The sequence below is a fragment of the Luteimonas sp. A482 genome, from assembly GCF_054072655.1.
In genome coordinates, this window is sequence record NZ_JBSVRO010000003.1 from 378,799 (window position 1) to 399,119 (window position 20,321).

Below are 20,321 nucleotides of genomic sequence, written 5' to 3' on the forward strand. Positions count from 1 at the left end.
ACATCCAAAAGGTAAGCGTCATGCTGCAGGAAACCACCGCCGCCCCATCGACCGGAGGCAACGCCGAAGCACTGACCCAGATGGGCTTCGCGAACCTGATCCAACACATGACAGTGGTCAACTGGATCGTGTTCATCGTGCTGATCATCATGTCGGTGCTGTCGGTCTACTGGATCATCTACAACTTCTTCAAGCACATCCGCCTGAGGAGGAGTTCCGATCGCGTCATCGCCACATTCTGGGAAACCTCCAACGCGCAGGATGCGATTCGCTTCATGGAAGAGCAGCCGCGCAGCGAACCGTTCTCCAAGGTCGCGCTCGACGCTGCACAGGCCGCCGCGCACCATCAGCGCCACGATGCTTCGCGCCTGGCCGAGTCGCTCAGCCGCTCAGAGTTCGTGGACCGCGCCCTGCGCCAGGCCGTGACCCGCGAATCCCTGGGCCTTGAAGCCGGCCTGACCGTGCTCGCCACCGTCGGTGCAACCGCACCCTTCGTCGGCCTGCTCGGTACGGTGTGGGGCATCTACAACGCGCTGATCCGCATCGGTGCCACCGGCCAGGCCGACATCGGCGCGGTCGCGGGCCCCGTGGGCGAGGCGCTGATCATGACGGCCCTCGGTCTCGCGGTCGCGATCCCGGCGGTGCTGGGCTACAACTTCTTCGTCCGCCTCAACCGCGGCGTGAACAACAAGCTCGACACCTTCGCCCACGACCTGCACGACTTCTTCGCCACCGGCGCGCGCGTCGGCGAATCGCGCTGATCACTGACTGACGGAGATCCGACATGGCCTTCAGCTCAGGTGGTGGTGACGGCGGCCACAACAGCGTCAACGCCACGATCAACATCGTGCCGTTGGTCGACGTGATGCTGGTGCTGCTGATCATCTTCATGGTCACGGCACCGCTGATGGCGCACAAGGTCCAGGTCGAGCTGCCGCAGGCAAACCTCGACCAACGCCCGGACCAGGCGCCGCTGGCGGCTCCGTTGACGGTCGCGATCACGTCCAACGGCACGCTGTACCTCAATGACCAGCCGGTCACGATGGACCTGCTCGACAGCACGCTTGCAGTGGAAGCGCAGAAAACGCCTCAACCGCCGGTCAACGTGCGTGGCGATGCCACGACGCCGTACCGGATTGTCAACGAGGTGGTCACCCTTGCGCAGCAGAAGGGCATGCGCAAGGTGGGCTTTGTCTCGGCCCGCGAAAAGAACTGATCGGAGTAACGCACGATGGCCTTCTCATCAAGTGGTAGCGATGGCGCGCCGATGGCCGACATCAACATCATTCCGCTGTGCGACGTCATGCTGGTGCTGCTGATCATCTTCATGGTCACGGCCCCGCAGGTGTCCTATCCGATCGACATCGACCTGCCGCAGCGTTCGTTGAACCCGCCGCCCAATCCGCAGGATCCACCGGAGCCGATCCGGCTGCGGATCGATGCCGGCGGCACCGTCTACTGGAACGACAGCCCGACCCCCGTGTCGGCGCTGCGCGCCATGATGGATGCCGAGATCCAGCGCGACGTCAACAACCAGCCCACGCTGGAAATCGACATGAGCGGGGATGCGGAGTACGGCGTGCTGGCCAAGGTGCTCGCCTCGGCCAAGAACGCGCACATGCAGAAGATCGGATTTGTAAAGAAGTAACGCTGGACCGTCCGGCGTCGCCTGCAGCGCGCCGGCCGCTTACCGCAACAACTTTCAGCGCCGCCCGATTGGGCGGCGTTTTTTTTGCTCTCCGGGACGTCAACCGGCGTGGTCGATGATCGCCAGGTAGCGTGACACGGTGGCGGCGAGACCTTCGTAGAGCGCTTCGCCAATCAAGGCATGGCCGATCGAGACTTCCTCCACGCCCGGAACGGCTGTGAGAAAGGCGCCGAGGTTGGCCTGGCTGAGGTCGTGACCCGCATTGATCCCGAGCCCAGCCTGGCGGGCAACCTGCGCGGTGTCGGCGAAGGCGGGCAGGGCCGCATCACCGCGGCCCGCGGCGAAGGCCTCGGCCCAGGGCCCGGTGTAGAGCTCGATGCGGTCGGCGCCGATGGCGGCCGCGCTGGCCGCGTCGCAACCTGCATCGGCGAACAGGCTGACCCGGCATCCCACTGCCTTGAGCCGGACGATGAGCGGCCGCAGGGCTGCGCCGTCGCGAGCGAAGTCGAACCCGTGGTCGGAGGTGAGCTGGGCGTCGGCATCGGGGACCAGGGTCGCCTGCGCCGGGCGCACCAGCTCGCACAGGGCGAGGAACCCGGCGTAGCCCTCGCGCGGCGGTGCGAAAGGATTGCCTTCCAGGTTGAACTCGACGCCGCGCGCGCGGGTCAGCGCGGAGAGCGCGACCACGTCGTCATGGCGCGTATGCCGCGCGTCCGGTCGCGGATGCACGGTGATGCCGTGCGCGCCGGCATCGAGGCACGTGTGCGCTGCCTGCAGGATGTCGGGATCGCCGCCACCGCGCGAATTGCGCAGAACGGCGATCTTGTTGAGGTTGACGCTGAGCCGGCAGCTCATGCTCGGCCACTGGCACGCGACAGCATGCTCAAAGCACGTGTGGCTCGTCCGCGGCAGCGACCGGAGCGGCGGCCGCTGCGCGACGCGCCTCGGCCAGCTCGCGCAGGCGCTGCAGCTCGCGCGGATCGAGCATCTGGCTGTCGTCGCGGCTCTGCGTATCGATCCGCTGCGAGAGCAGGCCCAGGATCCACAGGCAGAGCAGGACCAGTGCCGCCAGCAGGCAGATCCCCACCAGTGCCACGGACGAGGTCATGAAGGCGATCGCCAGCGCGGCGATCGCGAGCAACAGGAACAACCAGGGCATGGGCAGGCTCCGCTGCGGATGTCGGGCAAGTCTAACGCCAACCGTCGCGGCCGCCTGCCGTTCGGCCAGCTGCGGGAGCCGCTGGTCGCTACAGCAGCGGCGACAGCAACCGCGCCAGCGCCTCGGGCAGGCGCGCGGTCAGCAGGCCGCGGGGGCGGTCCTGGCGCACACGCGGCGCGCTGGCCAACTCGCCCTCGATCAGCTGCGCCAGTGCCGCGGCCATCTCCGCGTCCTCGAGCAGCACCGAGACCTCGAAGTTGAGGCGGAAGCTGCGATGGTCGAAGTTGGCACTGCCGACCAGGACCGTGCTCTCGTCCACCAGCAGCGCCTTGGTGTGCAGCATGCGCGGCCCGTACTCGTAGACCTTGACCCCGGCCTCCAGCAGCGGGCCGAAGTACGAACGCGCGGCGAAGGTCACCAGCCGCGAATCGCTCATCCGCGGCACCACCAGGCGCACGTCCAGGCCGGCCAGCGCGGCCGAGGTGAGCGACATCATCGCCGCCTCGCCCGGCACGAAGTAGGGCGTGACCAGCCACACCCGCCGCTTGGCCGCATGGATCGCGCCGACGTGGGCACGGTGGATCGCCTCCCAGTGCGAATCCGGCCCCGAGATGATCACCTGGGCGCAGGTATCGCCGGCGGGCAGCCGCGGCGTCTGCCGGACCACGTCACCGATGAAGTCGCGCTCGCCGGTGGCATAGGCCCAGTCCTCGACGAACACCAGCTGCAGCGCCCGCACCACGTTGCCTTCCACGCGCAGGTGCAGGTCGCGGTAGGCGGCCTTGTTGACGCGCTCGTTCTGGTCGTCGGTGATGTTCATGCCGCCGGTGTAGCCGACGCGGCCGTCGATCACGACGATCTTGCGATGGGTGCGCAGGTTGGTCCACGGCCGCTGCCAGACGCGCCCGAACCGGGTCGGATGGAACCAGGCAAGCTCGCCGCCGGCCTCGACCAGGCTGTCGAAGAGGCGATGGCAACGCGCAGCGCCGAGCGCATCGACCAGCAGCCGCACGCGCACGCCCGCGCGGGCGCGCTCCACCAGCGCATCGCGCAGCGCGGTGCCGCTGTGGTCGGGATGCCAGATGTAGTACTCGAGGTGGATATGGTCGCGGGCGCGGGCGATGTCCTCCAGCAGTGCGTCGTACTTGGCGGCGCCGTCGATCAGCAGCTGAAGCCCGCTGGCGGTGGTCATCGGCAGGCCGGTGGCCGCGCGCACCATGCGCGCCAGCTCCGCGACATCCTCGTTCTCCGCCAGCGATTGCGCGGGCAGCTCACCGCGCACGCGCGCACGGCGCAGGCGCTGGCGTTCGATCCGCTGCGGACCGAACACGTGGTAGATCAGGAAGCCCACGTAGGGCAACAGCGCCAGGCCCAGCAGCCAGCTGACCGTCGCCACCGGTTCGCGCTTTTGCAGGACGATCCAGCCGCCCAGCAGCAGCAGGTACAGCGCCCAGCCCAGGGTCAGGTACAGGCGCAGGTAGGGCATGGAGGCAAGCGCGACCCAGCCCTGGTGGAGGAGATCGAGAATCGGCACGATGGATCCGTCGTCGCGGCGGCTGCGACGCCCTGGCGCTAGGCTAGCTGGATGTCGATGGCGACGAAAGCGAAGGCCGGGCCCGGCGCGCCGATCAAGGGCCGCGGGGCGGCTTCGTACGTGCCCGGCCGCTACGAGACCGCGACCGTCCAGGCGCAGGACGACGGCTGGGATTGCCTGCATGCGCGCGACGACACCGACCCGGCGCCGCATCCCGACACGCGCGTCCACGAGGAAACCGCGCGCAGCATCATCAGCCGCAACGATTCACCGGACGTCGGCTTCAGCCAGTCGGTCAATCCCTATCGCGGCTGCGAGCACGGCTGCGTGTACTGCTTCGCGCGCCCGTCGCACGCCTACCTGCAGCTCTCGCCGGGGCTGGACTTCGAGACGCGGCTGTTCGCCAAGACCAATGCCGCGCAGCGGCTGCGCGCCGAACTCTCGCGCAAGGGCTACCGCTGCGCGCCGATCGCGTTGGGCATCAACACCGATGCCTACCAGCCGATCGAACGCCGCTACCGCATCACGCGCTCGCTGATCGAGGTGATGGCCGAGTTCCGCCAGCCGTTCAGCCTGCTCACCAAGAATGCGCTGGTCACGCGCGACCTCGACCTGCTTGCGCCGCTCGCGCAGCAGGGCCTGGTGACGGTGCACTTCTCGGTGACCACGCTCGACAACCGGCTCTCGGCGCGGATGGAGCCGCGCGCGTCGGCACCGCACGCCCGGCTGCGGGCAATGCGCGAGGTGGCGGCAGCGGGCGTGCCGGTCGGGGTGATGGTCGCGCCGGTGGTCCCGGCGATCAACGACCACGAGATCGAGGCGATCCTGGGAGCCGCGCGCGAGGCCGGCGCGCGGTCGGCTGGTTACGTGCTGCTGCGGCTGCCGCACGAGCTCAAGGAGATCTGGCGCGAGTGGCTGCAGCTGCACCATCCCGATCGCGCCGCGCACGTGATGAGCCTGGTGCGGCAGATGCGCGGCGGCCGCGAGTACGACAGCGGCTTCGGCACGCGGATGCGCGGCCAGGGGCCGTTCGCGGATCTGCTCGAGGCACGCTTCAGGCGCGCGCGGCGCGAACTCGGCTACGGGCGCATGCCGCCGCTGCAGACCGGCCTGTTCCGCGCGCCGACGGTACCCGGCGACCAGGGCCAGCTGTTCTGAACGTGGACGCTGCTGTTTCACCTGTCCTGCACCGACCCTGCACACCATTGTTACGTAGACTGTCGCCCGCCGGCCCATGCCGTTTCGACGTGACCGATCGTGCAGGTTGATGTGTCCATGTACCAGGAGGCGTTCGCCCGCGCGGGCGCCGGCATGGCGCTGCTTGCAGCCGGTGGCGAGTGGTTGGCGGTGAACCCGGCGCTGTGCCTCCTGCTTGGCCGCGACCAGGCGGAGCTGGCCGGCACGCGCGCGCATGAGGCGCTGTTCGATGCGGCGACCGTGCAACGCATCGGCCTGGCATTGGCGGGCGCCGACATGCAGCAGCACATCAACGTCGATGGAATCGGTGGGCATGCCTGGCGGATGTCCCTGGCGCAATTGGACAGCGGCGCGTCCGGAGTGCTGTTGCTGCAGCTGGAGCCCGACCAGGACGCGCAGACACGCGCAGCCGCGGCACGCATGCAGGATCACCTGGTCCATGGCATTTCCCATGACCTGCGCGCGCCACTGCGCGGCATCGCCGGCTTTGCCGCGCGGCTGGACGAGTCGACCACGGTCGCCGAAGCCGACAGGGCTGACATCGCCCGCATCCGCAAGGCCGCGGCGAGGGCCGAGCACCTGGTCGACGCATTGCTGGAGCTGCTGCGCGCCGCACGCCTGTCGATGCGCGAGCAGGAAGTCGACGTGAGCCTGCTGTGCGAGTGGGTGGCGGGCGAGCTGCAGGACGCAGATCCGTCGCGTACGGCGCGGATCGAGGTGGCGCCGGACCTGCGCGCGCGCGGTGACGAACACTGGCTCAAGACATTGCTCGGACACGTGCTGGACAACGCCTGGAAGTTCTCCGCCGCGCGCGAGTGCGTCGACATCCGTGTCGAAGGCGCGGCGGCCAACGGTCTCCTGCAGCTGGCGGTGCACGACGCCGGCTGCGGTTTCGACATGCGCTATGCTGACAAGCTGTTCCTGCCGTTCCAGCGCCTGCACGGGTCGGAACAAGGGGGCGGCAACGGCCTCGGCCTGGCGATTGCCCATCAGATCGCCGAGCGCCATGGCGGCCGCATGTGGGCGACATCGCGCCCGGGCGAGGGCAGCACCTTCTTCATCGAACTTCCGGCCCCGACCGGACGCGACCTGGACGCTCCACCATGACGCACAGCGAAATCCTGCTGATCGAAGACAATCCCGACGACGCCGAGCTGACCCGCATCGCGTTTGCAGAGGCCGGTATCGACCATCAACTGGTCGTGGTGCGCGACGGCGCCGAAGCGCTCGACTACCTGTTCGCAAGTGGCCGCCATGCCGGGCGCGACGTCTCGCAGCTGCCGGCGATCGTGCTGCTCGACCTCAACCTGCCCAAGCTCGACGGCCGCGAAGTGCTGCAGGCGATCCGCGGCGATGCGCGCACGCGCTCGCTGCCGGTGGTGGTGCTCACCACCAGCGACGAGCCGTTCGATGTCGAAGCGACCTACGCGCTCGGCGTGAACAGTTACATCCGCAAGCCGGTGGATTTCGACCAGTTCGTCGGCGTGGTCAAGCAGATCGGGCTGTACTGGCTGGTGCTCAACCAGCCGCGCGTCGCGGGCTGACGCGAGCGCCGCAACGGCAGCCGCGACCTCACCCGCGACCGCAACCGAAATTCCTGTAGGAGCGGCTTCAGCCGCGATCAGTGCGACCGCGGCTGAAGCCGCTCCTGCACGGGGCTGGGTGATGCATGCCGCGGGTGCTGCCATCGGCCTTCGGCCGCGTCGCCTACGCCGCCCCGTACAGCGCTTCGGCGCGCTGGAACAGGATCCAGCTGGTGGCAATGAACTTGTCCTGGCCTTCGGGCCGGTTGCCACGATGGGTATGGGTGAAGGCCGTTGGCGCGATCAGCAGGTCGCCGGTGCGTGGCGCGACCTTGCGCTGCTGGAACAGGAACTCGGTTTCGCCCCCGGCAAAGCCGTCGTTGAGGTAGAGCGTCCACAGCAGATGGCGGTGCAGGGTCTCGCCATCGCCGGCGCGCGGATACAGCTCGCAGTGCCAGTACGGATAGCCGCCCTCGCCGGCGCGGTACCACTGCAGGTTGACCGGCCCCGGACGCAGGCAGGTGCGCGCGAGCTGGCCGAGCGCGCGGTCGTCGAGCGCGGCGATGTCCTCGGCCGACAGGCGCCGCAGTCCACCACTGCCGTCGGGCTGCTGCAGCATCAGCGGCGCGACCAGCGCCTGCGGGTAGCGGCGCAGGTAGGCCAGCAGCCCGGCGTACACGGCGACGTTGAGCGCCTGTGCAACATCGGCCCAGTCCGCGCGGTCGCTGATCGACAGGTCGCGGCTGTGCTTGAGCTCCGGATGCACGCCGCCGCCCACCTCGCCGGGCTGCAGCGCATCGCTGCCGCGCAGCCGCGCCACGATCGCGTCGCAGGCCTCGACCGCGAGCGCGCCGGGATAGACCTCGATGAAGTCGGCTGCGGACACGACCCGATTCTAGCGTCCATCGGCCGCGCAGCGTCGTCATGCCGGCCGGGCATAAGCATCCAACCAATGCGCCTGCCCGGATAACGCGCGCTTTACGCGGTCGCCGCCACGCCTGCGTAAACAGGCATGTGCAGGGACGACGGGAGCGGCAGATGCGGATCACGATCGTGGGAGCGGGCTTTTCCGGGGTTGCGCTGGCCGCGGCACTGCAGCGCAGTGCACCGGCCGATGCGCACATCCATCTGGTCGGCGTCGACCGCGGCTATGGAGGCGGCGTGGCCTATGGCGAGGCGCGCCCGGAGCACGTGCTCAACGTGCGCGCGCGGGACCTCGGCCTGGCGCCCGACGCGCCGGAGGACTTCGCCGACTGGTTCAAGCTCGGCGACCGCGGCCGCAACGCCTTCCTGCCGCGGCAGCTGTATGGCGACTACCTCCGCGATCGCGTGCACGGGATGGTGCACGCCGAGGGCGCCCAGGTGCATGCGGTGCGGCGCGAGGTGGTGGCGATCGAACGGCTGGAGCGCGGCTTCGCGGTGCGGCTGGAGGACGGTGCGGCCATCATCAGCGATCAAGTGGTGCTGGCGGTCGGCGCGCTGCCGCCGCCGCCGCTGGCGGGCGTCGGCCCGCGCCTGGCGGTGCACCCGGCCTACATCGGCTGGCCGTGGCAGGAACACGCGATCGAACGCATCGACCCGGATGCGCGGGTGCTGGTGGTCGGCACCGGGCTGACCATGGCCGACGTGATCGCGACCCTGCGCCAGCGCGGCCATCGCGGCCCGATCCACGCACTGTCGCGGCACGGGCTGCTGCCGCGCGAGCATGCCGAGCAGCCGCTGCCTGCGGTCGAACTGCCCCCGGCGATCCTGCAGGCGCTTGCAGCGCATGACCTGCGCGAACTGCTGCGCCGCATCCGCGCACTGTCGAAGCTGGTGGACTGGCGCGCCCTGGTCGATGCGCTGCGTCCGCACACCCAGGCGTTCTGGCGCGGGCTGCCCGCACCGCAGCGGCGGCGGTTCCTGCGCCACCTGCGTCCGTGGTGGGAAGTTGCGCGGCATCGCGTCGCGCCGCCCGTCGCCGCCCACATCCACGCGCTGCGCGAGAGCGGCCAGCTGCGCGTCATCGCCGGTCGGCTGGTACGCGCCGGCAGCGCCGGGGATTGCGTGTCGGTGCTGATCCGCCCGCGCGGTGCGCCGGACGTGCGCCACGAGCGCTACGACGTGCTGCTGCGCGCCACCGGACTCAACACCGACGTCGCCCGCACCACGCACCCGCTGCTGGCCCAGCTGCGCGAGTCGGGGATGCTGCGCGCCGATGCGCAGGAACTCGGCCTGGACACCAGCGACGGGTTCGAGGTGCTGGACGCGCGCGGGCGCACGGTGCCAGGCCTGTACTGCCTCGGGCCGCTGCTGCGCGGCCGCTACTGGGAGATCACCGCGGTGCCGGAACTGCGCGTGGCCGCGGAGCGGCTGGCGCAGGCGCTGGTGGCCATGCACGTCGGGGCCCGCAGCCAGCGCGATATCCCTGCAGCGGCGCGCATCGACGCGCCCGATCAGTCCGCCCGCGCCTGCCAGTCCCAGCGCAGCCCCAGCAGCACGCCGCGCCCGGGGCCGGGTTCGTAGTAGCGGCCGTTGCCTTCGTTGACGATCACCGAACCGACGTGGTGGCGGTCGGCGAGGTTGTCGATGCGCGCGAAACCGCGCAGGCGTCCGCGCGCGGTGTTCCAGCTGCGCGCCGCTTCCAGATGCGCAAGCACGTGGCCCGGCGCAGACCGCGCGTCGCTGTCGCTGACGCTGATCGAAGAGCTGCCGGTGGCTTCGAGCGCGAACGTCCAGTCGCGCGGTTGCCACTGCAGCCGGGCATGGGCCTGCTGGCGCGCGGTGCCCGGAATCGACGTGCCGGCCGGGACCATCACCGAGGGATCGGTGCAGCCGGCGCCGGTGCAGATCGGGAAGCTGTCGCTGAAGTGCGCGTCCAGCCAGGTCCATGCCAGCCGCAGCGACCACGCCTCGCCCAGCGGCAGCCCGGCCGAGAGTTCCGCGCCCTCGCGTCGCGCGCGGCCCACGTTGCGGTAGCTGCTGCGGCCGCCGACATTGCGCGCCACCGCAAGTTCATCGTCGGTGTCGGCGCGGAACAGCGCCGCTTCCACATGCGCGCCGGCATCGTTGCGCCACTTCGCGCCGAGCTCGATGTTGCGGCTCGTCGCCGGCGCCAGATCGAAGGCCAGCCCGGCGCCGCCGTCGGCGCGGTAGCCCAGCTCGTTGAAGGTGGGCGTCTCGAAACCGCGGCCGGCCGAGGCGTACACCCGCCAGTCCGACGCCGGCGCGAACGTGATTCCCAGCACCGGCGTGGTCTCGGCGTAGTCCACGCGGCCGCTGTCGTCGGGATTGGCCGCGGTGACATAGCCGTCGTTTGACCGGAAGCGCAGCTGGCTGCGGCGCGCGCCGGCCAGCAGCGACCAGCGGTCCGCGAACTGCCACCAGGCCTGCGCGTAGAGGTCGCGGTTGTCGACGCGGTTGCGCTCGTCGCGCCGCAGCGTGCCGCGCACGCCCAGCGTGTCGCCGACGAAGTTCTCGTAGCCGCGCCGATGCTGGCGCTGGCGGTCGGCATTGCCGCCGGCGGCGAACTCCAGCGCACGCCCGGCCAGGGAGCCGGCCCAGCGCCAGCGCAGGTCGAGCCCGCCATAGTCGTTGTCCAGGTCGATCACGCCGCCGGAGCTGAGCGGGTTGGCCTGCGCCCCGACCGGCACCGACAGGAACTGCTCGATCGAGCGGCGTCCGCCGTAGCCCATCGCCTCGATGGCGTGGCCACCGCCCAGCGGCTGCTCCCAGCGCAGGCCCAGCTGGTCCTGGCTGGCGGACTTGCGCGTGCGGTACTGCGTGGCCACCGACGTAGCCTGGCGCGGATCGTCCTGCACCTGGCCCCAGTCCAGGCCCAGCGGATCGAGCGCGTTCGGTGCGTCGAAATGGTTGCCGACCAGCAGCAGGCGGCCCTCGCGCGGCAGCTCGGCGTGCAGCTTGAGGTTGAGCCAGCTGCGGCGCGCGGCACTGTGGTCACGCCAGCCGTCGGTCTCGAAATGACTGGCGGCCAATGCATAGCCCAGCGTGTCGTTCGCGCCGCGCAGGCTGGCCGAGGCCGCGCGGCTGCTGTCGCGTCCGGCGCTGGCCTGCAGGTGGCCGCGCGTTGGCGATTCGCCCTCCGCGCTGAAGATCTGCACCACGCCGCCGGACGAGTTGCCGTGCAGCGCCGAGAACGGGCCGCGCAGCACTTCGATGCGCTCCGCGCCCGCCATCACGAAATGCGAGACCTGGCCCTGGCCGTCGGGCATCGTCGCCGGAATGCCGTCGGCGTACAGGCGCAGTCCGCGTACGCCGAAGGTCGAGCGCGCGCCAAAGCCGCGGATCGACAGCTGCGTGTCCTGGGCGAAGTTCTGCCGCTCACGCGCCGCGAGCCCCGCCACGCCCGACAGCGCCTCGGACACGCTGGTCCCGGCGCGCGCCTCGCTGCCGTCGAGCACGATGCGGTCGAAGGAGGCGGGCACGTCGAACGGCGCGACATGCTGCAACCGCGTGGCCGTGACTTCGATGCGGTCGAGCGTCACGGGGTTGAGCGCGTTATCGGCGGACAGCGCCGGTGCACACGCGGCGGACAACGTGGCCAACAGCGGCCACGCGCGCGTGCAGCGGCGCCGGGAAGAGGGTGTCGCGCGCATCAGCAGGAAATCCGGAGGGTGTTCATCGCGCAGCAGTCTAGGGGCAAGCGATGAAGAGGCCGTGGTTGCGCAGCACAGCAATCTTGCGCAAAACCACTGTGTGCGGGCGTTGCGGCGTGGAGACAAGGACAGGCGGAGTGGGCGAGGGTGCCCGAGCTCCAGGACAGCGCACCACCCACAAGCCTGTCATCCCGAGCGCAGCGAAGGATCTGACGCCGCGTCATTCCTGACAGAAGATCCCTCGCTGCGCTCGGGATGACAGGGTATGTGGCGCAACTCGCACGACGGACACAGCCGCCGCGACGCCCTTGCTCTTTCATCCGGCGAGGCGGCCTGTCTACACGCCGGGGCAGCAAGCCCACACACCCGCCGCGCCACTCCCTCAGCTGACCGCCGCCACCGCCTTCGCCACGTAGTCGAGGTTGCCCGCGCTCAGCGCGGCCACGCAGATGCGGCCGGTGCCGACCGCGTAGATGCCGAACTCATCGCGCAGGCGTTCGACCTGCGGCTTCGACAGCCCCGAATACGAGAACATGCCGGCCTGGCGCTGGATGAACTCGTACTGCGGCGCGCCGTGCGCGGCCAGGCGTTCGACCAGGCCGGCGCGCAGGGCGTGGATGCGCGTGCGCATCTGGCCCAGTTCGTCTTCCCACTGCGCGCGCAGCGCCGGCTCGTTGAGCACGCCCGCGACCAGCGCGGCGCCATGCGTGGACGGGCTGGAGTAGTTGGCGCGGACCAGGCGCTTGACCTGCGACTGCACGCGCTTGGCCTCGTCGCCGCTGTCGCTGACCACGGTCAGCGCGCCGACGCGCTCGCCGTACAGCGAGAACGACTTGGAGTACGAGCTGGCGACCACGAAGTTGCGAATCGGCGAGGCGGCCAGCAGGCGGATCGCCAGCGCATCCTCGGCAATGCCCTGGTCGAAGCCCTGGTAGGCCATGTCGATGAAGGGAAACAGGTCGCGATCGTGCAGCAGCGCGATCACCTGCTCCCACTGCGCCGGGGTGAGGTCGGCGCCGGTGGGGTTGTGGCAGCAGGCGTGCAGCAGCACCACGGTGCCGGCTTCGAGCTTGCGCAGGTCGGCGAGCATGCCGTCGAAATCCAGCCCGTGCGCGGCAGCGTCGAAATAGGTGTAGTCCACCACCTCGAAGCCGACCGCGCCGAATACCGCGCGATGGTTTTCCCAGCTCGGGTTGCTGATCGCGATGCGCGCGAACGGCAGCGTCTTCTTCAGCAGCTCCGCGCCGGTGCGCAGCGCGCCGCTGCCACCGATGGTCTGGGTGGTCGCGGCGCGGCCTTCGGCGATCAGCGGCGAATCGCCGCCGAACAGCAGCTCGCGGGTGGCGCGGGTGTAGTCGGGCATGCCGTCGATCGGCAGGTAGCCGCGCGGCTTGCTCTGCTCGGCCAGCTGGCGCTCCACATGCTGCACCGCGCGCAGCACCGGGATGCGGCCGTCCTCGTCGTAGTAGATGCCCACGCCCAGGTTGACGCGCGTGGCGCGGGTGTCGGCGTTGTACGCCTCGGTCAGGCCCAGGATCGGATCACCGGGGACCAGTTCAACGTTCGCGAAAAAGGACACGGCAGGAGTCGTCGCAGAAGGGAAGGGGAGGGCGCCGGCATACGGCGAAAAACCGCGTGATTCTAGCAGCGATCGCGCCGGCGGCCGCTTTCGTTGCGCCCGGAACCGTAGGCAGACGCCCTGAGAGAGGCGGCCCGACTACACCACGGCCGACAGAAGCTGCCCCACAGTGCCGTCAGACGTCGCCGTCGCCAGCCCAGCCCTCGCCATTGCCGCGCTGGAAGACCTGGTCCTCGCCAAGCACCTCGCCCGCCGGGACCGAGCGCTGGTCCGCCAGGCGTGCATAGATCGGGGTGAAGTCCGGGCGCGTGGCCTCGATCAGCTGTTCGAAGCTGTCGATGACGAAATACGTCTTCTGGAACGTGTCGATGCGGTAGCGCGTGCGCATGATCCGCTCCAGGTCGAAGCCGATGCGGTTGGGCACGGCGCTTTCCAGCGCATGGATCGATTCGCCCTTCGACGAGACGATGCCACTGCCGTAGATGCGCAGGCCGCCGGCCTCGCGGATCAGCCCGAACTCGACCGTGTACCAGTACAGGCGCGTCAGGTTCTGCAGCGCGTCGGCGCCGATCGCGTGCGCCTTCACCCCGCCGCGGCCGTAGGCCTGCATGTAGTCGGCGAACAGCGGATCCATCAGCAGCGGCACGTGGCCGAACAGGTCGTGGAAGAGGTCGGGCTCTTCGATGTAGTCGATCTGCCCGGGATTGCGGATCCACCAGGTGACCGGGAAGCGGCGGTTGGCCAGGTGGTCGAAGAAGTCCAGTTCGGGCAGCAGGCCCTCGACGCCGATCAGCTGCCAGCCGGTGGTCTCGCCCAGCACCCGGTTGAGTTCGGTGTACTTCGGGATCGCGTGCGGCGTCATGCCCATCGCGTCCTGCGCGCGCAGGAACGTCTCGCTGGCGCGCCCGACCAGGATCTCGCGCTGGCGCGCGAACAGCGTCGCCCAGGTCGCGTGGTCTTCGGCGGCGTACTCGTCCCAGGGCTGCTCGACGATCCCGGTGGCGTAGACCGGCACCTTGCCCTTGTCGGTGTGCAGGTTCTCGACGCGGCGTGGCTGCTGGGCGGACATGGTGGTCTCCGGCGCTGTGCCCGCCGCCGTGGGCGATCCGGGCTGGGGAATGCGATCACCGCAGCGTAGCCGTCCGGCGGCGCAACAGGCTTGCGAAGTTGCGCGAGCAGGCGGCAATGGCGCACGATTGTTGCGCCTCTAGGGCGCCCGGAGCACGAAATGTCAGGAAGCGAGCTCGACCGCACTGATCTGATGCTGTTGGCCGAGCTGCAGCGGGCCGGCCGCCAGACCAACGCCGAACTGGCCGAACGCGTGCACCTGTCGGCCTCGGCCTGCCTGCGCCGGGTGCAGCGGCTCGAGCGCGAGGGCGTGATCGCCGGCTATCGCGCCGAGCTCGACGGCGAACGACTGGGCCTGGGCCTGCAGGCCTTCGTGCGCGTGCACCTGGCCAGGCACGATGCCGCGTCCATCGCCGCCTTCGCCGCCCACGTCAACGAGTGGCCGGAAGTCATCGCCTGCCATGCGCTCACCGGCGAGATGGACTATCTGGTGCACGTGGCGGTTGGCGACCTCGAGCACTTCTCGCGCTTCCTGCTGGACAAGCTGCTGGCCCAGGCCGGCGTGGCCGACGTCAACTCCAGCTTCGTGCTGCGCACGGTCAAGGCGTTTCGGGGCCTGCCGCTGCCGGCGGGGTGAGCCGCAGTGCACAGGCCGCTTGCACCGGCCCTGCGGATCAGCGGCCGCCCGCCTCCCGCCCCGGCCACGCGCTGCGGAATGTTTCGATCGCGCCGCGGTCCTGCAAGGTGACGAACACGCTGCGGCCGTCGCTGCCGCCAAAGGCCACGTTGCTGGGCAGGGCACCCTTGAGCGCAACCTCATGCAACAGCGCACCATCGGGCGAGACGATGGCGACGCTGCCCGCGCCATAGCGTGCGATGTAGAGGTTGCCCGCCGCATCCGTCCGCATGCCGTCCAGGCCGTGGTCGTCGAAGCGGATCAACAGGCGCTTGCCAGACAGCGCGCCGCCATCGCCGATGTCGTAGGCCCAGACCCCGCGCTGCACGCTTTCGTTGACATACAGGCTGCGGCCGTCGGGCGACACCTCAATCCCATTGGTGGTGCCCATGCCGGTCTCGAGCAGGTGCGTGCCGCCATCCACGTCGATGCGCCACAGCTGGCCGTCGCCGTGCGACCAGCGCGGATCGCTGGCGTAGAGCGTGCCGTCGGGCGCGATCGCGATGTCGTTGGGTTGGTGCATGCGCGGGTCATGGGCATGCACGGCGATGCTGCGGTCGCGGGGGTCGATGCGCAGGATGCGGTGTCCGACATAGTCGGCCACGTACATATGGCCGCGTGCATCGAAGCGGATCCCGTTGCCGACGCTGTCACCGGGCAAATCGACAAACAATTGTGCATGGGCCACGCCCGCTTCGATTGTGACCCGCCCGATCGTGCCTTCGCGACCGAAGTTGACCGCGTACAGCGCGCCATCCGGCCCGCTCGCCGGCCCTTCGACGCCGGTGGTGAAAGTTCCCTCGCCGACGTGGTCGCTGGCGACGTACAGCGGTTCGCCCGAGGCAGGAATCGCAGCCAGCGCGGCGGCAAGGATGATCCACGCAAACCGCGGCAGAAGGAGCTGTGCTGTCGACATGGTGCGCGACGCTAGCACGCCGACCGGCGTGCATCCGCGCGCGGTGCAACATCCGGCCGGGGCCTTGATCGATTCCGCCTGCGCGCGCCAAGGCGAGGACAATTAGTGGTCGTGCACGCACGCAGACAAGCCAGACGGATGCCCTGTCGAAAACGGACAAGCCAACGCGCAAGGCATTGCCTGACCAGGGTCGCGACGCCCTATCGGCGTGGTGCGCCGTGACGGATCTCACGCGGTGGTGTTCAGCGGTCGAGCGGACTCAACACTCCACCCGCGCCGCGGTTCAGCACGTGCGTGTAGATCTGCGTCGTCGCGACATCCTTGTGGCCGAGCAACTCCTGGATCGTGCGGATGTCGTAGCCCGATTCAAGCAGGTGGGTGGCAAAGCTGTGGCGCAGGGTATGTGGCGTGACCGGCTTCGCCAGGCCGGCGCGCTGCGCCGCGCGTTTCACCGCACGCTGCAATACGTTCTCGTCGAGGTGGTGGCGTTTGGTGCGCCCATCCCGGGGGTCGCGGGCACGCCTTGCAGCCGGAAACACGTACTGCCAATGCAGGGCGCTCGCCGCACCGGGGTACTTGCGCGCCAGCGCATGCGGCAGGGCCACTTCGCCGAAACCCTGTGCCAGATCCTCGGCGTGCAGGATGCGCATCGCCTCCAGCTGGCGCTGCAGCGGCTCGCGCAAGCGCGAGGGCAACATCGTGCGCCGGTCCTTGCCGCCCTTTCCGTCACGCACCGTGATCTCGTTGCGTGCGAAGTCCACGTCCTTGGCCCGCAGGCGCAGGCACTCCATCAAGCGCAGGCCGCTGCCATACAGCAGGCCAGCCATCAGGCTGTCGCGCCCGCACAGTTGCACAAACAGCCGGTCGACCTCCTCGATCGAGAGCACTACAGGCAACCGTGCCGGCCGCTTGGCGCGTACCACGTTCGCCATCCATGGCAGGTCCATCGCGAGCACCTCGCGATAGAGGAAAAGCAGTGCCGACAGCGCCTGGTTCTGTGTACTCGCAGCCACGTTGTCGCGCGACGCCAGCCGACTCAGGAAGCCTTCCACGGCGCGGCCGTCAAGCGTGCGTGGATGGCGCATTCCGGAGCTGCGGATATACCGGCGGATCCAGTACAAGTACGCCTGTTCGGTACGCAAACTGTAGTGCTTCAGGCGCAATCGGGCTCGAACCTCGTCCAATAGTCTTGGTCGCGCGCCCGCTCCATCCTCACCCAATACGCCGGTCTCGCCGCCGCCATATTCCATTTGATCCGCCTCCTTGCCGGCATATCGCGGATGGTGGCTTCGAGGTGTTGCAGCCCACAGTCGGGATAAGCCGATGATTCCTGTAGGAATATCCCGATTGACTCCATGCAGGGACCAGCGCAGAGTCGGCGCTACGCCCCGTGTTGGGGCCTACTAGTTGTTAGGCAGAAAAGAGCACTGCCCCGTCGCCTCGGGGAGAAGCCTGACACGAGAAAGCGTACTTGCCTGATTGACCCCATCGGCCCAGCGCTCAGAATCAACCAAGCGCTCCGTCTGGTCGGACAACGGAGTTGGTCCGGCCAGACGGAGCGCTTGGTTGGTTGAAGCGGACCCACATGGTCGCTGCGGTCACTTTCCTTTGAGATCAACGAGTCCCGCGTGTCGTGGAGGGCAGTGCTCTTTCTCCCTAACTAGTCGTTCAAGCCGACACCGCCCAGGCCGGCGCGCCCTCGTCCAGATCGTGGTAGAAATCGCTTCGGAAGGAGCCGCGAGCGGCGCGGCTTAACTCAGGTTGTTAGGTGCCTTTGGTGAGAAATCGGCGATTCATTCCAGCAGTCATTGCGTTGCCAATTTTTCTTGGCGGCTGCCCGAGCGCAGACTATCCCACGTGCTCAAGCGCTCCAGTCACTCACCCTGGCGGTCAATGCTCTGCCTACTACTACCAAATAAACTATGGCTCCGGCGGCGTAACAACCCAAGCCATGACGGACTGTGTCATTGACTCGCATCGCCTTGGTGGCAACATCGTGGCCTTTCACACGCTGGAGCATGGCATCGGCCTTCGTTGGCTTGACGCCAACACTCTCGAGGTCTCTGTGCCTGACGGTGTCAAACTGGAGAATCAACGCACAAATGACGTCTACTTGGGCTATCCACTGGCCTACACGTATCTTAGTCTGCCCTCGGACAGTCCAGAGTTTGCGGGGTGCAAGCCTAAGCGTCGTTCGGGCGGCACCTAACAATGCGTTCAAGCCGAAACCGTTTCGTTCCGCAAACCACACGGCAGGTACAGCTTGCCATGTGGTTCGCTCCACTACACGGTTCGGCTTAACTTAGGTGTTAGGCCTCATGAAGAGCATCCTCGCGAGCGTTCTCCTTCTGAGTTCATCCGTCGCCACAACGTCGACTATTTCGGACAGTGAACTGAGCCTCGCTGGTGTCGCTCTCGGAGACTCGGAAGCACAAGTGCTTGCGATGCTTGGCCCCGCGCCAAAGCGATCTGAGACTGGTGAGGGCACGGTCCTTGAGTACGGCGGTCTAACCGTTCTTGTTGGCTGGCTAGAGCAGCAGGCCCCAGGCGAGCAGCGCCGCGTGTTCCAGCTCAAGGCGACGGCACCTAATGCTTGCACCCCGGCAGGCCTGTGCCCCGGTACGCCTGCGGCAAAAGTGGTAGCCACCTATGGTCAACCTGTTCACGCCGAGCGGGAGTCTGGTAGCTTCCTCGAGTACTACAGCCATCAATCATCCTGTTGGCTTCAGGTGGACACTTCGGGCGAGATCATTCGCTCAATCAGTGCGGTGTGCCAGCCATGAGGCCTAACAATTCGTTCAAGCCGATGCCGCTTCGCGGCACGGCTTAACTCAAGCGTTAGGCCCCTATGGCGAGAAGACTGCGACTGGGAGGTAGGCTGCTTGCAACAGTCGCATTGCTCGCAGTTCTTCTGCTGGCACTGGAAGGCTGTGAGTTCAACCCAGCTCCTCTTTCAGCGGTGTCGCACAGCGAGGGAGCTGAGCAGGTTGTAGAGGTGGCCATCAGGTCTTCGGACGCGCGGACCATCAAAAGACGTCAGTTCTACTTCTCCGTCGTCATCTTCAACTGCACGGCCCCCAGCACTCGCTATCCGGCTCATCCAAACATTGGAGGCGATACCACGGGCGGATTCAAATTCCCCATCGATGGCGAAACAGTTCTAATTACCGCCCGGGTTCCGTCAAGAATCTTCAACCAGTACCAGCAGCCTTGCGCGTTCCTCGAAGGCGGCGGATACTTCAGTGGCACCATTAGGTCCAAGGTGATCCCTGTGCAACAAGTTCCGCGCGCGGGGCCTAACAATTCGTCCAAGCCGACGCCGCTTCGCGGCGCGGCTTAACTCAGGCGTTAGGCGGCAGAAGACATGATCGCAACCCTTCTCATCACACTCCTTGTTGCTGGTGCGCCCGCTGAGCAACCTTCCGAGCAGCCGGCTCTCCAGTGCAACATTGGCCCGGCTGTAAAGCAATTCGGAGGCAATGACTGGTTGGTATACGGCTGTGCTGACGGACACTCTGTAGTCGTGACTGCCGGCTTACCAAATCCCGCTACCCCTTTCGTCTTCATCATCACCCCTGACGGTAATGGCGGCATCGAGTTGCACGGTGAGGGTACTGGTGCCAAGTCTGCTACAAAGCCGGCATATGACAATCTCAGCACTATGTCCAGCTCAGACTTGGCCGAACTCTTTCAGGAGGCGCGTCAGGCCAATGGACAGTAGCTGCCGCCTAACAATTCGTTCAAGCCGAAACCGCTTCGTTACACCAAAGGCATGGCAGGAAAAGCTTGCCATGCCTTTGGCTCCACTGCGCGGTTCGGCTTAACTCAGGCGTTAGGGTGTTTATGAAGTGGCGTGAGCCGTGGTCGGTTTCGCTTAAGCAACAGCAGCGTTTCAATCTCTTCGGCAAAGAGATGCTGAGAGGGGCAATTCTGTGGACCGCGATCCTCGTGGCCGTCGGGTTGCTGGCGAACCTTGGCGAGGACATTGCCACTCAATTGGAGCGCACTTCCCGTCTCTGGATTGCCCCGGCGATCGGTGTCCCTCTAGGTCTACTCATCTATGTCACGGGATGGCTCAGCCCTAGGCAAATCGACTCTGGCCCCAATGGCATCGTGATCGTGAAAGGAGACCAGATCTCCCTCATCTACTGGCCGGCCATTGAGAGCTACATGCTAGGTCGTGACTCCGGCCACAATGTCTTGCACATTGCTGATGAATCGGGAGGCCGCCATACGCTTTTCCTTGCGGACAAGGTGCAGCCACAAGAGGTAGAGAGGGAGCTCGTGAGAATGACCGGGAAACACGGTGAATTAACACTCCAAGTGCAACACCCCTGAAGTTTGTTGTAGTCGTTGTTCCGGGGTCTGGAAGCCATAGCGTTTCCTCGGTCGTTGGTTGAGTTTAGCGACAACGGTGTTGCAGTCG

The 20,321-nt window shown here is 67.6% G+C and carries 20 protein-coding genes and 1 pseudogene; 11 read left to right on the top strand and 10 right to left on the bottom strand.

Annotation, left to right across the window (positions count from 1 at the left end):
* The first annotated feature begins 20 nt into the window (after positions 1–20).
* From ACW5DW_RS12380 to ACW5DW_RS12390, 3 genes are read left to right on the top strand one after another with little or no spacing between them, the layout of a single operon-like run.
* Positions 21–761 (top strand): MotA/TolQ/ExbB proton channel family protein, encoded by a 741-nt coding sequence (locus ACW5DW_RS12380; protein WP_457019230.1) that lies wholly within the window; start codon positions 21–23, stop codon positions 759–761.
* Between the two features lie 23 nt (positions 762–784).
* Positions 785–1,216: an ExbD/TolR family protein gene (locus ACW5DW_RS12385; protein WP_457019232.1), complete on the top strand. Its 432-nt coding sequence runs from the start codon at positions 785–787 to the stop codon at positions 1,214–1,216.
* A gap of 15 nt (positions 1,217–1,231) precedes the next feature.
* Positions 1,232–1,648: an ExbD/TolR family protein gene (locus tag ACW5DW_RS12390; RefSeq protein ID WP_457019234.1), complete on the top strand. Its 417-nt coding sequence runs from the start codon at positions 1,232–1,234 to the stop codon at positions 1,646–1,648.
* Between the two features lie 99 nt (positions 1,649–1,747).
* On the opposite strand, the gene ACW5DW_RS12395 is transcribed toward ACW5DW_RS12390, so the two are convergent.
* The 3 genes from ACW5DW_RS12395 to cls all read right to left on the bottom strand — a co-directional run bounded on the left by ACW5DW_RS12395 (position 1,748) and on the right by cls (position 4,335).
* Entirely contained in the window at positions 1,748–2,503 is a 756-nt protein-coding gene (locus ACW5DW_RS12395) for a pyridoxine 5'-phosphate synthase (RefSeq protein ID WP_457019236.1), read from the bottom strand.
* A 28-nt stretch (positions 2,504–2,531) separates the two neighbouring features.
* Positions 2,532–2,807: a hypothetical protein gene (locus ACW5DW_RS12400; protein ID WP_457019237.1), complete on the bottom strand. Its 276-nt coding sequence runs from the start codon at positions 2,805–2,807 to the stop codon at positions 2,532–2,534.
* 88 nt (positions 2,808–2,895) lie between these two features.
* On the bottom strand, positions 2,896–4,335 hold the full coding sequence (cls, locus tag ACW5DW_RS12405) for a cardiolipin synthase (RefSeq protein ID WP_457019274.1): 1,440 nt from the start codon (positions 4,333–4,335) through the stop codon (positions 2,896–2,898).
* A 63-nt stretch (positions 4,336–4,398) separates the two neighbouring features.
* Here cls and ACW5DW_RS12410 point away from each other — a divergent pair, with 63 nt between their 5' ends.
* The 3 genes from ACW5DW_RS12410 (at position 4,399) to ACW5DW_RS12420 (ending at position 7,082) form a co-directional block, all read left to right on the top strand.
* Positions 4,399–5,499, top strand: coding sequence for a PA0069 family radical SAM protein (locus tag ACW5DW_RS12410; RefSeq protein ID WP_457019239.1), 1,101 nt, complete (start codon positions 4,399–4,401; stop codon positions 5,497–5,499).
* A 117-nt stretch (positions 5,500–5,616) separates the two neighbouring features.
* Positions 5,617–6,645 (top strand): sensor histidine kinase, encoded by a 1,029-nt coding sequence (locus ACW5DW_RS12415; protein WP_457019241.1) that lies wholly within the window; start codon positions 5,617–5,619, stop codon positions 6,643–6,645.
* Positions 6,642–7,082, top strand: a complete 441-nt coding sequence (locus ACW5DW_RS12420; RefSeq protein ID WP_457019243.1) for a response regulator — start codon at positions 6,642–6,644, stop codon at positions 7,080–7,082. The genes ACW5DW_RS12415 and ACW5DW_RS12420 overlap by 4 nt, the downstream gene beginning before the upstream one ends.
* A 163-nt stretch (positions 7,083–7,245) precedes the next feature.
* Here ACW5DW_RS12420 and ACW5DW_RS12425 read toward each other — a convergent pair whose 3' ends face one another.
* Positions 7,246–7,947, bottom strand: coding sequence for a 2OG-Fe(II) oxygenase (locus ACW5DW_RS12425; protein WP_457019245.1), 702 nt, complete (start codon positions 7,945–7,947; stop codon positions 7,246–7,248).
* A gap of 152 nt (positions 7,948–8,099) precedes the next feature.
* On the opposite strand from ACW5DW_RS12425, the gene ACW5DW_RS12430 reads away from it, so the two are divergent.
* Positions 8,100–9,566, top strand: a complete 1,467-nt coding sequence (locus ACW5DW_RS12430) for an FAD/NAD(P)-binding protein (RefSeq protein ID WP_457019247.1) — start codon at positions 8,100–8,102, stop codon at positions 9,564–9,566.
* On the opposite strand, the gene ACW5DW_RS12435 is transcribed toward ACW5DW_RS12430, so the two are convergent.
* From ACW5DW_RS12435 to phhA, 3 genes are all read right to left on the bottom strand, one after another.
* Complete coding sequence (locus ACW5DW_RS12435; protein WP_457019248.1) at positions 9,497–11,656, bottom strand: TonB-dependent receptor family protein; 2,160 nt, start codon at positions 11,654–11,656, stop codon at positions 9,497–9,499. The two genes, ACW5DW_RS12430 and ACW5DW_RS12435, sit on opposite strands and share 70 nt — an antisense overlap.
* Positions 11,657–12,038: 382 nt before the next feature.
* The gene (locus ACW5DW_RS12440; RefSeq protein ID WP_457019250.1) at positions 12,039–13,235 is read right to left on the bottom strand and encodes an amino acid aminotransferase; all 1,197 of its coding nucleotides are present in this window, start codon (positions 13,233–13,235) and stop codon (positions 12,039–12,041) included.
* A 175-nt stretch (positions 13,236–13,410) separates the two neighbouring features.
* Positions 13,411–14,304, bottom strand: coding sequence for a phenylalanine 4-monooxygenase (phhA, locus tag ACW5DW_RS12445; protein ID WP_457019252.1), 894 nt, complete (start codon positions 14,302–14,304; stop codon positions 13,411–13,413).
* Positions 14,305–14,463: 159 nt separating this feature from the next.
* Here phhA and ACW5DW_RS12450 point away from each other — a divergent pair, with 159 nt between their 5' ends.
* Positions 14,464–14,940, top strand: a complete 477-nt coding sequence (locus ACW5DW_RS12450) for an Lrp/AsnC family transcriptional regulator (RefSeq protein ID WP_457019253.1) — start codon at positions 14,464–14,466, stop codon at positions 14,938–14,940.
* A 37-nt stretch (positions 14,941–14,977) separates the two neighbouring features.
* Here the strand turns inward: ACW5DW_RS12450 and ACW5DW_RS12455 are convergent, their stop codons facing one another.
* Together ACW5DW_RS12455 and ACW5DW_RS12460 are read right to left on the bottom strand one after the other, a co-directional pair.
* A complete protein-coding gene (locus ACW5DW_RS12455; protein ID WP_457019255.1) occupies positions 14,978–15,895 on the bottom strand; it encodes an SMP-30/gluconolactonase/LRE family protein in 918 nt (305 codons plus the stop codon).
* Positions 15,896–16,137: 242 nt separating this feature from the next.
* Positions 16,138–17,145, bottom strand: a complete 1,008-nt coding sequence (locus tag ACW5DW_RS12460) for an integron integrase (protein ID WP_457019256.1) — start codon at positions 17,143–17,145, stop codon at positions 16,138–16,140.
* Between the two features lie 1,068 nt (positions 17,146–18,213).
* On the opposite strand from ACW5DW_RS12460, the gene ACW5DW_RS12465 reads away from it, so the two are divergent.
* The 3 genes from ACW5DW_RS12465 (at position 18,214) to ACW5DW_RS12475 (ending at position 20,233) form a co-directional block, all read left to right on the top strand.
* On the top strand, positions 18,214–18,678 hold the full coding sequence (locus ACW5DW_RS12465) for a hypothetical protein (protein ID WP_457019257.1): 465 nt from the start codon (positions 18,214–18,216) through the stop codon (positions 18,676–18,678).
* Positions 18,679–19,259: 581 nt separating this feature from the next.
* A complete protein-coding gene (locus tag ACW5DW_RS12470) occupies positions 19,260–19,616 on the top strand; it encodes a hypothetical protein (RefSeq protein WP_457019258.1) in 357 nt (118 codons plus the stop codon).
* A gap of 122 nt (positions 19,617–19,738) precedes the next feature.
* Positions 19,739–20,233 carry a hypothetical protein gene (locus tag ACW5DW_RS12475; protein WP_457019259.1) on the top strand — a complete coding sequence of 165 codons (495 nt, stop codon included), beginning with the start codon at positions 19,739–19,741 and terminating at the stop codon, positions 20,231–20,233.
* Here the strand turns inward: ACW5DW_RS12475 and ACW5DW_RS12480 are convergent.
* Positions 20,207–20,321, bottom strand: a pseudogene (locus ACW5DW_RS12480) (IS30 family transposase); the annotation flags it as partial. The gene ACW5DW_RS12475 and the pseudogene ACW5DW_RS12480 sit on opposite strands and share 27 nt — an antisense overlap.